The organism is Streptomyces sp. NPDC006739 (assembly GCF_042869815.1).
In the GTDB taxonomy this organism is placed as follows: domain Bacteria; phylum Actinomycetota; class Actinomycetes; order Streptomycetales; family Streptomycetaceae; genus Streptomyces.
The window spans coordinates 519638-532727 of record NZ_JBIAGM010000003.1 but is presented as its reverse complement, the minus strand read 5'-3'; the positions used below and the strand labels follow the sequence as shown (position 1 = coordinate 532727).

The 13090-nt window shown below is 73.7% G+C and carries 11 protein-coding genes; 9 read left to right on the top strand and 2 right to left on the bottom strand.

Translation table 11 applies throughout. The annotated features are described in order from the left end of the window. Positions 1–57: 57 nt before the first annotated feature. The 8 genes from ACFYMM_RS09275 (at position 58) to ACFYMM_RS09240 (ending at position 11083) form a co-directional block, all read left to right on the top strand. The gene (locus ACFYMM_RS09275; protein ID WP_388385191.1) at positions 58–2580 is read left to right on the top strand and encodes a SpoIIE family protein phosphatase; all 2523 of its coding nucleotides are present in this window, start codon (positions 58–60) and stop codon (positions 2578–2580) included. A 99-nt stretch (positions 2581–2679) separates the two neighbouring features. Next, on the top strand, positions 2680–3399 hold the full coding sequence (locus ACFYMM_RS09270; protein ID WP_388385190.1) for a class I SAM-dependent methyltransferase: 720 nt from the start codon (positions 2680–2682) through the stop codon (positions 3397–3399). 68 nt (positions 3400–3467) lie between these two features. After that, positions 3468–4301, top strand: coding sequence for a M55 family metallopeptidase (locus ACFYMM_RS09265; protein WP_388385189.1), 834 nt, complete (start codon positions 3468–3470; stop codon positions 4299–4301). Beyond that, positions 4294–5598, top strand: a complete 1305-nt coding sequence (locus ACFYMM_RS09260; protein WP_388385188.1) for a M20/M25/M40 family metallo-hydrolase — start codon at positions 4294–4296, stop codon at positions 5596–5598. Before ACFYMM_RS09265 ends, ACFYMM_RS09260 begins: the two co-directional genes overlap by 8 nt. A 21-nt stretch (positions 5599–5619) precedes the next feature. After that, a complete protein-coding gene (locus ACFYMM_RS09255; RefSeq protein WP_388385187.1) occupies positions 5620–7575 on the top strand; it encodes a prolyl oligopeptidase family serine peptidase in 1956 nt (651 codons plus the stop codon). After that, a complete protein-coding gene (locus tag ACFYMM_RS09250) occupies positions 7572–8495 on the top strand; it encodes an LD-carboxypeptidase (RefSeq protein WP_388385186.1) in 924 nt (307 codons plus the stop codon). The genes ACFYMM_RS09255 and ACFYMM_RS09250 overlap by 4 nt, the downstream gene beginning before the upstream one ends. Positions 8496–8514: 19 nt before the next feature. Then, positions 8515–9066 (top strand): GNAT family N-acetyltransferase, encoded by a 552-nt coding sequence (locus ACFYMM_RS09245; RefSeq protein ID WP_388385185.1) that lies wholly within the window; start codon positions 8515–8517, stop codon positions 9064–9066. A gap of 64 nt (positions 9067–9130) precedes the next feature. Next, positions 9131–11083, top strand: coding sequence for a DUF5107 domain-containing protein (locus tag ACFYMM_RS09240; RefSeq protein ID WP_388385184.1), 1953 nt, complete (start codon positions 9131–9133; stop codon positions 11081–11083). Positions 11084–11091: 8 nt separating this feature from the next. On the opposite strand, the gene ACFYMM_RS09235 is transcribed toward ACFYMM_RS09240, so the two are convergent. After that, on the bottom strand, positions 11092–11439 hold the full coding sequence (locus ACFYMM_RS09235; protein WP_388385183.1) for a VOC family protein: 348 nt from the start codon (positions 11437–11439) through the stop codon (positions 11092–11094). A 41-nt stretch (positions 11440–11480) separates the two neighbouring features. On the opposite strand from ACFYMM_RS09235, the gene ACFYMM_RS09230 reads away from it, so the two are divergent. Continuing rightward, a complete protein-coding gene (locus ACFYMM_RS09230; RefSeq protein WP_388385182.1) occupies positions 11481–11915 on the top strand; it encodes a phage holin family protein in 435 nt (144 codons plus the stop codon). Positions 11916–12000: 85 nt separating this feature from the next. Here the strand turns inward: ACFYMM_RS09230 and ACFYMM_RS09225 are convergent, their stop codons facing one another. Then, entirely contained in the window at positions 12001–12957 is a 957-nt protein-coding gene (locus ACFYMM_RS09225) for an LLM class F420-dependent oxidoreductase (protein ID WP_388385181.1), read from the bottom strand. Between the last annotated feature and the right edge of the window lie 133 nt (positions 12958–13090).

Genomic DNA, 13090 nt, shown 5'->3' with positions numbered 1-13090 from the left:
CCGTAGTGGCGGGCGGCACAGATCTATGCGGAGCCGTGGGGAGAGAGGGCCTTGGCCATGGACCGTGGCAGCGAGCGGGACACACCTCCCAGCCGCGGTGTTGGGGGCGGCGGGACAGGCCCCGCCGCGCCCGGGAGCATCCCGCTGGCCGTGGTGGTCGTCGACCGCGACGGCCTCGTCTCGCACTGGAGCACCGGCGCGCGCAGGCTGTTCGGGCTGCCGAGGGAGGCCGCCGTCGGGAATCCGGCCGTGGACCTGCTGCCCGTCTCCGGCGCCCTGCGCGACGACCTCGGCACCGACCCGATGCCCGACGCCTACGGGCCCTACGAGGCGTACGACGGTCTCGGGCCCGATCTGGAAGCCTCGCTCGGCGGCCACACCGCCTACCCGACGGCGGGCCGGGCCCGGGTCTCCGTGCACAAGGACGGACACCAGGACCGACACCAGGGCGGACCCGAGGGCGGCGACCGGGGCGGCGACCAGGACGAGCGGCTCGACGTGCTGTGGTGGGCCTACCCGCTCATCGGTCCCGGCCCCGCCCGCCTGCTGGTGCTCGCCGCCGACGCCACCCGGCTGCACGGCGAGCGCGGCTACGACGAGGAGACCAGCGAGCGCATCTCACCCGGATTCGCCCGCCACACCGAACTCCCCTCCTCCGACGAACTCGCCCGCCGGCTCCCGGAGATCCTGCCCAAAATGGGCCCCGGCCTGAGCACCCGCATCGTCTCCCAGATACTTGAACTGGGCTATCCGGTGCTGGAGTTCAGCCAGTTCGACCGGGTGCCCGTGACGCCGTACTGGGGCGTGCCGCGCCGTGCCGGACGCCGCCGGGTGGAGGTCGTACCGCAGGGCAGGCCGGTGGCCCCGGTGGTCCCGACAGGCGCCGAGCACGATCTGGAGTACGCCGCCGTGCGCGAGCGGCTGGAGTTCCTGAACGAGGTCAGCTCCCGCATCGGCTCCTCCCTCGACCTGGGCGAGACCATCCGCGAGGTCACCAGCGCCGCCGTGCCCCGCTTCACCGACTTCGCCGGCACCCATCTGCGCGCCGCCGTACTGGCCGGCGAGGGCTTCCCGGACGGCCCGCCGGACGCCCACACCGTGATGCACCGCGTCTGGGTCGAGCACAACGACGAACCGGGCCGCTGGGACGACACCGTGCCGGTCGGCGAGACCTTCGCCTTCCCCGAGCACACCCCGTTCTACCGGTGCATGGTCACCGGCGAACCGGTCCTCATCCCGAGGGTCGACGAGGCCTTGGCCGACCGCATCTCCGGCGAGTTCGAGAAACGCGACCTCAGGCCGCTCATCACCGGCCGCTCCCTGCTGATCGTCCCGCTCAAGGCGCGCAACGTCGTCCTCGGCTTCATGGTGCTGATGCGCCGCCCGGACCGGCCGCAGTTCGACGACATGGACCGCACCACCGGCGCCGAACTCGCCGCCCGTGCCGGACTCGTCCTCGACAACGCCCGCATGTACACCTACCAGGAGAACGTCGCCGACACCCTGCAGGACAGCATGCTGCCGCAGGTGAACCCGCGGATGGCCGGGTGCGACGTCGCCACCCGCTACCTTCCCGGCACCCGGCTCGGCCGGATCGGCGGCGACTGGTTCGACACCATCAAACTCCCCGGCTCCCGCACCGCCCTGGTGGTCGGCGACGTCATGGGCCACGGCCTCAACTCGGCCGCCATGATGGGCCAGTTGCGTACGGCCGTGCAGACCATGGCCGCCATGCAGACCCCGCCCGCCCAACTGCTGCGCAACCTCGACGACCTGGCCCGGCGGCTCGGCGAGAACTACCTCGCCACCTGTCTGTACGCGGTGTACGACCCGATCCGCGGTGAACTCCACATGGCCAACGCCGGCCACATCCCGCCCGTCCTGGTGCGCGCCGAGGACGGCCGCAGCCAACTGCTCGACCTGCCCACCGGCGCCCCCATAGGGGTCGGCGGCGTCGCCTTCGAGTCCACCGTCGTCCGGGTCGCGCCCGGTGACCGGCTGGTGCTGTGCACCGACGGCCTGGTGGAGGTGCGCGGCTCCGACATCGGCGAGGGCCTCGCCGCCCTCTGCGAGTCCGCCGCGCACCCCGCCGCCTCCATGGACAGCGCCTGCGACACGATCATCAGGGCCCTCAACACCCACGGCGGCCGCAAGGACGACGTGGCGCTGCTCATGGCCCGGCTCAACGGCATCCCGGACGAGCACGTCGCCGAGTGGCACCTCGACGCCGACCCGCGCGATGTGGCCCGGGCCCGCCGGCTGGTCGCCGCCCAGCTGTCCCGGTGGGGCCTGTCCCACGCGGTGGACACGGCCCGGCTGCTGGTCAGCGAGGTCGTCACCAACGCCGTGCAGCACTCGGGCGGGGAGCGGATCGGACTGCGGCTGGTGCGCACCGACGCGCTGCTGTTCGAGGTCACGGACGACGAGCCGGCCCTGCCCGCCATGCTCGCCGTCGGCCCGTACGACGAATCGGGCCGCGGCCTGCGCGTGGTCAGCCGGCTGGCCCGGGAGTGGGGCGCCAGCGCCACCGGACATCGCAAGACCGTTTGGTTCGAGCAGGCCCTTGCGCCGCCGAGGTGAGCCGAGGCTCGAACATCCGGTGAAGGTGGCCTCCCACCCCTTGTCGGGAACCCCGTGAACGCGATATCTCGATCACGGAACCGACCCTGGGGAGCACGCATGACCGTCTCACAGAACTACCGGGCCAACTGGGAGAGTTACTGGCGGGAGACCTCCGACGCGCACGGCGAGGCGATCTGGGACGCGGACCCGTCCCTGACCGCGCAGCCGCACAGCGAGCTGTTCCTGCCCCACGCGGACACCACCCGCACCATCGTCGACCTCGGCTGCGGCAACGGCACCCAGACCAGGTACCTCGCCACCCGCTTCGCCCGCGCCGTCGGCGTCGACCTCTCGCACGCCGCCATCGAGCACGCCCGGCGCGCCACGACCGGCGCGGGCGTCGAGTTCCAGCAGCTCGACCTCACCGACAGCGAGGCCGTACGGGACCTGCACGGCCGCATCGGGGACAGTCACGTGTACATGCGGGCCGTCATCCACCAGAGCGAGCCGGCCGCCCGCGCCTCGGTGGCCGCCGCCGTCGCCGAGATCATCGGTACCGGGGGACGGGCATTCGTCGTCGAACTCACCTCCGGCTCGCGGGACGTGCTCAAGCGGGCCGCCGCCGACCCGGACGGCCCGCCGCCCAAGCTGCGCCGGGTCTTCCACCACAACCTCAAGCCCGCCGACGCCCCCGACGAGGAGATCCCGGAGCTGCTGCGCGAGGCGGGCCTGGAAATCCTCGCCACCGGCGACACGACGCTGCCGCAGACCGAGTACCTGGCGGACGGTACCCGCATCGACCTGCCGGCCCGCTGGTTCGTCCTGGCACGCGGCTGACCGGCCGCCACTCCCACCTGGCCCGGCCTCGTGGCCGCCTCCCGGCGCACCGCGTAACGTGACGGACCATGAAGATCCTCATCAGTGCGGACATGGAGGGCGCCACCGGCGTCACCTGGCCGGCCGATGTGCTGCCGGGGACGCCGCAGTGGGAGCGCTGCCGGACCCTGTTCACCTCGGACGTGAACGCCGCCGCCCTGGGTTTCCTGGACGGCGGCGCCGACGAGGTGCTGGTCAACGAGGCCCACTGGACCATGCGCAACCTGCTGCTGGAGCAGCTGGACGAGCGGGTCGAGATGCTCACCGGCCGGCACAAGTCGCTGTCCATGGTGGAGGGCGTCCAGCACGGGGACGTGGACGGCATCGCCTTCGTCGGCTATCACGCGGGCGCCGGCATGGAGGGCGTCCTCGCCCACACCTACCTCGCCAACTCGATCACCGGGGTGTGGCTGAACGACGTCCGGGCAAGCGAGGGGCTGCTGAACGCGCACGTCGTCGCCGAGTACGGCGTGCCGGTCGTGCTCGTCACCGGCGACGACGTGGCCTGTGAGGACGCGCTCGGCTACGCGCCCGGCGCGCTGAAGGTCGCCGTCAAGGACCATGTCTCCCGGTACGCCGCCGTGTGCCGCACCCCGGCCCGCACCGCCGCCGACATCCGCGCGGCGGCCAAGGAGGCGGCGGGGCTGGCGGTGCGTCAGGAACCGGTGCACGGCGGGCCGTTCACCGTCATGCTGGAGTTCGACGCCGAGCATCTCGCCCTGGCGGCGACGGTCGTGCCGGGGGTGGAACGGGTGGGGGAGCGCCGGGTGGGGTACACCAGCGGAACGATGTACGAGGGGATCCGGACCTTCAAGGCGGTCACCACGATCGTCTCGGCCGCGGTGGAGGAGCAGTATGGCTGACGAGCGGGCGCTGGAGGAGGTCGTCGACTTCACCTCCGGCCTGATCCGGATCGACACCACCAACCGGGGCGGCGGGGACTGCCGGGAGCGCCCCGCCGCCGAGTACGCGGCCGAGCGGCTGGCCGGAGCCGGCCTCGACCCGCTGCTGCTGGAGCGCACCCCGGGGCGGACCAACGTCGTCGCCCGGATCGAGGGCACCGACCCGTCCGCCGACGCCCTGCTGGTGCACGGTCACCTCGACGTGGTGCCCGCGCGGGCCGCCGACTGGCGGGTCCACCCGTTCTCCGGGGAGGTCCGGGACGGAGTGGTGTGGGGGCGGGGCGCGGTCGACATGAAGAACATGGACGCGATGATCCTCGCGGTCGTCCGGGCCTGGGCCCGGCAGGGCGTACGGCCCCGCCGGGATCTCGTCGTCGCGTTCACCGCCGACGAGGAGGCCAGCGCCGAGGACGGCTCGGGATTCCTCGCCGACCGGCACCCGGAGCTGTTCGAGGGGTGCACGGAGGGCGTCGGCGAGTCGGGCGCGTTCACCTTCCACGACGGTACCGGGCGGCAGATCTACCCCATCGCCGCCGGTGAGCGCGGCACCGCCTGGCTGAAGCTCACCGCGCGCGGCCGGGCCGGACACGGCTCCAAGGTCAACCGGGAGAACGCGGTGACCCGGCTGGCCGCCGCCGTCACCCGCATCGGCGAACACGCTTGGCCGACGAGGCTCACCCCCACCGTGCGCGCCGCCCTCACCGAACTCGCCGCCCTCTACGGCATCGAGACGGACCTGCGGGACGTGGACCCGCTGCTGGAGAAGCTCGGCCCGGCCGCCCAGCTGGTCGAGGCCACCGTCCGCAACAGCGCCAACCCGACCATGCTGGACGCCGGTTACAAGCTCAACGTGATCCCGGGCGAGGCCGTGGCCTTCGTCGACGGCCGCTTCCTGCCGGGCGGCGAGGACGAGTTCCGCACCACCCTCGACGCACTCACCGGCCCGGACGTCGACTGGGAGTTCGCCCACCGGGAGGTCGCCCTCCAGGCGCCGGTGGACTCGCCGACGTACGCCCGGATGCGGGCCGCCGTCGAGGAGTTCGCCCCGGAGGGACATGTGGTGCCGTACTGCATGTCGGGCGGCACCGACGCCAAACAGTTCTCCCGCCTCGGCATCACCGGCTACGGCTTCTCGCCGCTGAGACTCCCCGAGGGCTTCGATCACCAGGCGCTCTTCCACGGGGTCGACGAGCGGGTCCCCGTCGAGGCCCTCCACTTCGGCGTCCGCGTCCTCGACCGCTTCCTGCGGTCGGCCTAGGGGAGAGGGGAGGGGGACGAGGTGCGGACGACGGCGTACGGTTCCTGGCCCTCGCCGATCGACGCGGCGCTGGCCGCCGCGCACGACGGCCACCCCGATTGGGTGGGCTTCGTCGGGGACGAGACCTGGTGGACGGAGCCCAGACCGGGCGAGGGCGGCCGGCGGACCCTGGTGCGACGCGCGGCGGACGGCGCCGAGGAGTCCGTGCTGCCCGCGCCGTGGAACGTGCGCAGCCGGGTCATCGAGTACGGCGGCCGGCCCTGGGCCGGGACCATGGGCGACGACGGCCGGCCGCTCGTGGTCTTCACGCACTTCGCCGACCAGCGGCTGTACCGGTACGAACCCGGGGGCGAGCCGAGCCCCCTGACCCCGCTGTCCGCGGTGGGCGGCGGACTGCGCTGGGCGGAGCCGCTCCTGCGGCCCGAGCGCGGCGAGGTGTGGTGCGTACTGGAGGAGTTCACCGGGGAGGGGCCGGGCGAGGTGCGCCGGGTGCCCGCCGCCGTACCGCTGGACGGTTCGGCGGCCACCGACCGGGCCGCCGTACGCGAACTCACCGACGCCCGGCACCGGTTCGTCACCGGCCCCAGGCTGTCGCCCGACGGGCGGAGCGTGGTGTGGCTGGCCTGGGACCATCCGCGCATGCCGTGGGACGGTACCGAGCTGGTGCGGGCCGAGGTCGCCGACGACGGCACCCTGCACGGCGTACGCACGGTCGCCGGCGGACCCCGTGAGGCCATCGCGCAGGCCGACTGGTCGGCGGACGGCCGGCTGCTGTACGCGAGCGACCGCACCGGCTGGTGGAACCTCTACCGCGACGGCACCCCCCTGTGTCCGCGCGAGGAGGAGTTCGGCGGGCCGCTGTGGACGCTCGGCCAGAACTGGTTCGCTCCGCTGGACAGCGGGCTGGTCGCGGTCGTCCACGGGCGCGGGTCGACCCGGCTCGGGATCCTGGACCCCGACTCCGGGGAGGTCGTCGACGCCGCCGGGCCGTGGACCGAGTTCGCGCCCACGCTCGCCGCGCTCGGGGAGAAGGTGGTCGCCGTCGGCGCCAGCCCGCGCAGCGCCCACGAGGTCGTCGAACTGGACGCCGTCACCGGCCGCGCCCGGGTCGTCGGCGCCCCGCACCAGGACCCGGTGGACCCGGCGTACTACCCGGAGCCGCAGATCCGCACCTTCACCGGACCGGCCGGCCGGGAGGTGCACGCCCACATCTACCCGCCGCACCACCCCGGGTGCGTCGCCCCCGGCGGCGAGCTGCCGCCGTACGTCATCTGGGCGCACGGCGGACCCACCAGCCGGGCACCGCTGGTCCTGGACCTGGCGATCGCCTACTTCACCTCGCGCGGCATCGGGGTGGCCGAGGTCGACTACGGCGGCTCGACCGGGCACGGCCGGGCCTACCGGGAGCGGCTGCGCGAGCAGTGGGGCGTGGTCGACGTCGAGGACTGCGCGGCCGTCGCGCTCGCCCTCGCCGACGAGGGCACCGCCGACCGGGACCGGCTCGCCATCCGCGGCGGCAGCGCCGGCGGCTGGACCGCCGCAGCCTCCCTGACCACGACCGACGTGTACGCCTGCGGCACCATCGCCTACCCGGTCCTGGACCTCACCAGCTGGGGCTCCGGGGAGACCCACGACTTCGAGTCGCGCTACCTGGAGTCGCTGATCGGCCCCCTCGACCAGGTGCCCGCCCGGTATGCCGAGCGCTCTCCCAGCGAGCACGCCGACCGGCTCACCGCGCCCTTCCTGCTGCTCCAGGGCCTGGACGACGTCATCTGCCCGCCCGCCCAGTGCGCACGCTTCCTGGCTCGCGTGCGGGGGCGCGGGGTGCCGCACGCCTACCTCGCCTTCGAGGGGGAGGGGCACGGATTCCGGCGGGCCGACACCATGGTGCGCGCGCTGGAGGCCGAGCTGTCCCTGTACGCTCAGGTGTTCGGGCTGCGGGTGCCCGGAATACCGGAGCTGGAGCTGATCACGTGAAGGAACTCCTACGGCCCGCGCGACTCGCTCCCGGCGCCCGGGTCGCGGTCGTCGCCCCCAGCGGGCCGGTGGTGGAGGAGCGGCTGCAGGCCGGGCTCGACATCCTGCGCGGCTGGGACCTCGACCCGGTGGTCGGCGACCACGTCCTGGACCGGCACGGCGAGCTGGGCTACCTCGCGGGCCGTGACGCCGACCGGGCCGCCGACCTGCAGCGGGCCTGGTGCGATCCGGCCGTGGACGCGGTGCTGTGCGCCCGTGGCGGCTACGGCGCCCAGCGCGTCGCCGACCTGCTCGACTGGCGGGCCATGCGGGCGGCCGGGCCGAAGGTGTTCGTCGGCTTCAGCGATGTCACCACCCTGCACCAGGCCTTCGCCACGAGGCTGGGCCTGGTCACTCTCTACGGCCCGGCGGCCGCCGGCGTCGACTTCGTCAAGAACCAGCGGTCCCAGGACCACCTGAAGGCCACCCTGTTCGCCCCGGAGACCGTGCGCACCCTGACCGCCGCCGGGCCGGCCCTGGTACCCGGCCGGGCACGGGGGGTGACCCTCGGCGGCTGTCTGAGCCTGCTCGCCGCCGACGTCGGCACCCCCCTCGCCCGCACCGGCGCGCGCGGCGGCCTGCTGCTGGTCGAGGACGTGGCCGAGCAGCCGTACCGCGTCGACCGGCTGATCACCCAGCTGATGCGCTCGGGCCTGCTCGACGGGGTGGCCGGCATCGGGCTCGGCTCCTGGGAGCGGTGCGGGCCGTACGACGAGCTGCGTCCGGTCCTCGCCGACCGGCTCGGCGGCCTCGGGGTGCCGGTCGTGGAGGAGTTCGGCTTCGGGCACGGCCCGGGGGCGCTGACCGTGCCGTTCGGGGTGAGCGCCGAACTCGACGCGGACTCCGGCACCTTGACGCTGGACGAGCCCGCCCTGCGGTGACCGGCGTTACGCTGGCCCGATGCCGCACACCGCATCGCGTCACCTCGCCGAGAGCCCCCGCGTGGGCGTCCGTCACTTCACCTACGAGGACGGCCCGGAGTTCACGGCCAGGGTCACCGAGAGCAAGGACCTGCACCGGCCCTGGCTGTTCCCGCCGGACACCGAAGCCGCCTACACCGCCTACGCGGGGCGGCTGATCGAGGACCCGACGAAGGCCGGGTTCCTGGTGTGCGAGAAGGACGGCGGCGGCATCGCCGGGTTCATCAACATCAACAACATCGTGCAGGGCGGCTTCCAGTGCGGCGCCCTCGGCTACGGCGTGTTCGCGCACGCGGCCGGGCGCGGGCTGATGCGCGAAGGCCTCGACCTGGTCATCGGGTACGCGTTCGGGCCGATGCGGCTGCACCGGCTGGAGATCAACGTCCAGCCCGGCAACGCCGCCTCCATCGCCCTCGCCCGGGGCGCCGGATTCCGCCTGGAGGGCTTCTCCCCGAACATGATCTACGTCGACGGCGCCTGGCGGGACCACGAGCGGTGGGCGCTCACCACGGAGCTGCGCGCCGCCCACTGACCCCGCCTTTGCGCAATCCTGACCGGCAGCTCCCCTGGCCGTCCTCCCGCACCACGGGTTCCATGTGATCGTGACGAGGATCCGACGTGAGGTACTGACGCTTCCCGCCGCGCAGTTGGGCCCGGACAACCCGCTGCCACCGCTGCGACCGCTCGACGAGTTCCACCGTGCCGACCCGGGCGAGGACCTGGCCCGTGACATGGCCCGCCAGATCCGCTACGCACCCCTGCGCGGCCCGCTGCCGGTACGCGTCCGCGACGGATACGGCCGGACCCGCCGGCCGTCCAGCGTCGAGGCGCTGGTGATCGAGAACGACCGGCTGCGGGCCACCGTCCTGCCCGGCCTCGGCGGCCGGATCGCCTCCCTGGTCCAGCTGCCCTCCGGTCGTGAACTCCTCTACCGCAACCCGGTGTTCCAGCCGGCGAACCTCGCCCTCAACGGCGCCTGGTTCTCCGGTGGCATCGAATGGAACATCGGTGCCACCGGCCACACCACCCTCTCCTGCTCCCCCCTGCACGCGGCCCGCGTCCCCGCCCCCGACGGCGGCGAGATGCTCCGCCTGTGGGAGTGGGAGCGACTGCGCGACCTGCCCTTCCAGATCGACCTGTGGCTGCCGGACGGCTCGGACTTCCTCTACGCGGGGGTACGCGTCCGCAACCCGCACGAGCGGCCCGCACCCCTCTACTGGTGGACCAACATCGCCGTACCCGAGGAACGCCGCGTACTGGCCCCGGCCGAGGATGCCTGGCGGTTCGGCCCCGAGCGCCGGCTGCGCCGCGTCCCCGCCCCGTCGTACGACCGCACCGGCGGCGCCCAGCCCCTCGACCACCCCTACCCCGCCGACTACTTCTACGACGTCCCGGACGGCCGGCGCCGGTGGATCGCCGCGCTGGACGCCGACGGGCACGGGCTGGCGCAGACCTCCACCGACGAGCTGCTCGGCCGCAAGCTGTTCGTGTGGGGCTCGGGGCCCGGCGGACGCCGGTGGCAGGAGTGGCTCACCGAGCCGGGCACCGGCGGCTACTGCGAGATCCAGGCCGGGCTCGCCCGCACCCAGCTGGAGCACATCCGGCTGGAGGCGGAGAGCGAGGTGTCCTGGCTGGAGGCGTTCGGGCCGCTGGACGTACCACCGCACGGGGCGTGGACCGAGCCGGGGGCGACGGCCGAGGCGCGCCTGGAGGCCGCCCTGCCGCGCGCCGCCGTCGACGCCGCCCGCGCGGCCTGGCAGCCGTACGCCGACACCGAACCCGCAGAGAGCCTGGCCACCGGCTCCGGCTGGGGCGCCCTCGAAGTGCTGCGCGCCGACTGGAAGCTGCCCGGCACCCCGTTCGCCGAGTCCACGCTCGGCGAGGAGCAGGCGCCCTGGCGGGAACTGCTGCGCACCGGGTCCCTGCCGGAACCGCGCCGGGTACGGCCGCCCGGCCCGACCCTGGTCGCCGCGCACTGGCGGGACATGCTGGAGACCGCGCCCGCCACCCCGCTCACCGAGTACCACCTGGGCATCGCCCAGTGGCACGCCGGCGACCGGGCCCAGGCGGTGCGCAGCTGGGAGCGGGCCCTCGCGCTGGCGCCCTCCCTGTGGCCGCTGCTGCGCTGCCTGGCCGTCGCCGACCAGCACACCGGGCACCACGAGCGGGCCGCCGAACGCTACGCGGACGCCTTCGACGACCTGTGCCGCGAGCGGCGCGACGAGGGCGAGACCTGGACGGCCGCCACGGCCGCGCTCGGCCGGGAGGCCCTTGAGGCGCTGCTCAGGGCCGGCCGGCCGGCGGACGCCCGCGCGGTGTGGGAGCGGCTCGGCCCCGAGGTCCGCAGGCGTGGCCGGTTCCGGCTGCTGGGGGCCGAACTGCTGCTGTGCGAGGGGCGGCCGCAGGAGGCCCGGGCCGTCTTCGACGCCGGTTTCGAGGTCGCCGACCTGCGGGAGGGCGAGGACGTCATCGGCCGGCTCTGGTCCCGGCTCACCGACGACCCGCTGCCCGCCCGCCACGACTTCCGGACAGGGCCCAGCGCGCCCTGACGCCCGGCTCAGCCCTGCTGGTCGACGTACTCGAACACCGCGCCGTCCGGATGCATCGCCAGCAGATTGCGGCCCCCGGGCGTCGGCACCGGGCCGGCCAGGATGTGGGCGCCGAGGCCGGTGAGCAGCCGGTGGGCCTCGTCCACGTCCTGGACGGCGATGGTGGCCGCCACCTTGCGCAGCACCTCCAGTTCGGCCTCCGGGCCGCTCATCAGCAGGAAGGAGCCGATCGCGGCGACCTGGACGCCCCCGCGCTCGAACCGGAGCGCTCTGCCGTCCGCGAGACGTTCGTAGAAGGGGATCGCGGCTTCGAGGTCGTCGACGCAGATGCGCAAGCTGGCGCCCAGAATCTCCATGGACGCGAGCCTAGTTCGTCCTGCCGGGGTACCCGCAGGGGATGGACCGTTTGGATCACCTGGAACATCTGGACAAGCACCTCGTCGACGAACTGGCGCAGGTGGCCCGCGAGACGGTGCGCGACGAACTGCGCGAGCAGACCCGCAAGCAGCGCCGTACGGCGATGATGTACGCGGCTTCCGGCGCGGTCGCCCTGTACGCGGGCGGCGCCCTCGCCCTGGCCGTGGGCCTGGCCCTGGCGATCGGGCTGCCCGGCTGGGCGGCCGCGCTGATCACCGCCGCGATCCTGGGCGCCATCGCCTACCTGCTGCGCGGCGCCGCCCACCCGAAGGCGGTGCACGCGCCGCACCGGGTGGTGGGCGGCACGCCGCCGCCCGCGCCGCCGGGCGGGCTCGGCATGCCGTACCCGCCGATGCCGCCCGAGGCCCCGGCCCGCCCGGGACTCCACCCCGAGGGCCCGCACCATCAAGCCTGAGGCGCACCAGGCGCAGAAGGCGGACAAGGCAAGGGGGCCGTCCCGCGTCGAACGCGGGACGGCCCCCTTGCCTTGTCGTCCTCTTTCAGCCGTTCAGCTGCGGCAGCACCTTGGTGCGGTAGAAGTCGAAGAAGCCGCGCTGGTCCGGCCCGATCTGGTTGACGTAGACACGGTCGAAGCCCGCGTCGGCGAAGGACTTCAGGGTGGCCACGTGCTCGTCGACGTCGTCTCCGCACACCGTGTTCTCGCGGACCATGTCCTCCGTCACCAGCGGGGACAGCTGCTCGAAGTGGCGCGGGGTGGGCAGGATCTGGCCCATCTCACCGGGCAGGAACTGGTTCGGCCACAGCTTGCGCACGGTACGCACCGCCTCGTCGCGGTCGGGGCCGTAGCAGACTTTGGTGCCGCCGCTGACGAGCTTGCCGCCCCCGCCGCCCTTGCGGTACTGGGCAACCATGTCCTCGTCGGGCATCATCGTGATGAACCCGTCGCCGACCCGGGCCGCGAGCGAGGTCGCCTTGGGGCCGAAGCCGGAGATGTCGACCGGGACGGGCTCGTCGGGAACGGTGTAGAGGCGGGCGTTCTCGACGGTGTAGTGCGGGCCGTGGTGGTTGACCTCCTCGCCGGTGAACAGCCGGCGCATGATCTGGATGGCCTCCTCCAGCATCTCCAGCCGGATGTGCAGCGGCGGCCAGCCGTCACCGAGGATGTGCTCGTTGAGGGCCTCGCCGGTGCCGACGCCGAGGCGGAAGCGGCCGCCCGTCATCACCGCGCTGGTCGCCGCGGCCTGCGCCACCACCGCCGGGTGCATACGGACGGTCGGACAGGTCACGGCCGTCTCGACGGGCAGGGACACCGCCTCCGACAGCGCGCCGATCACGGACCACACGAACGGGCTCTGCCCCTGCGCGTCGTTCCACGGGTGGTAGTGGTCGGAGATCCACAGCGCCTGGAAGCCCGCCTGCTCGGCCATCCGGGCCTGCTCGAGGAGTTCGGCGGGGCCGAACTCCTCGGTCGACAGGAAATAGCCGTACTCGGGCATGGGAGCACCTCCAGAACGGGGGGACGGTCGGATCGGGCGCCGGGTAACCCCCGCCGCCTGCGCGAAACGCCCGGCCGTGCGGCGTTTGGGCGCCCCTGCCTCGGTTACGCGGAAGGCCTCGGACGAGCCGTAC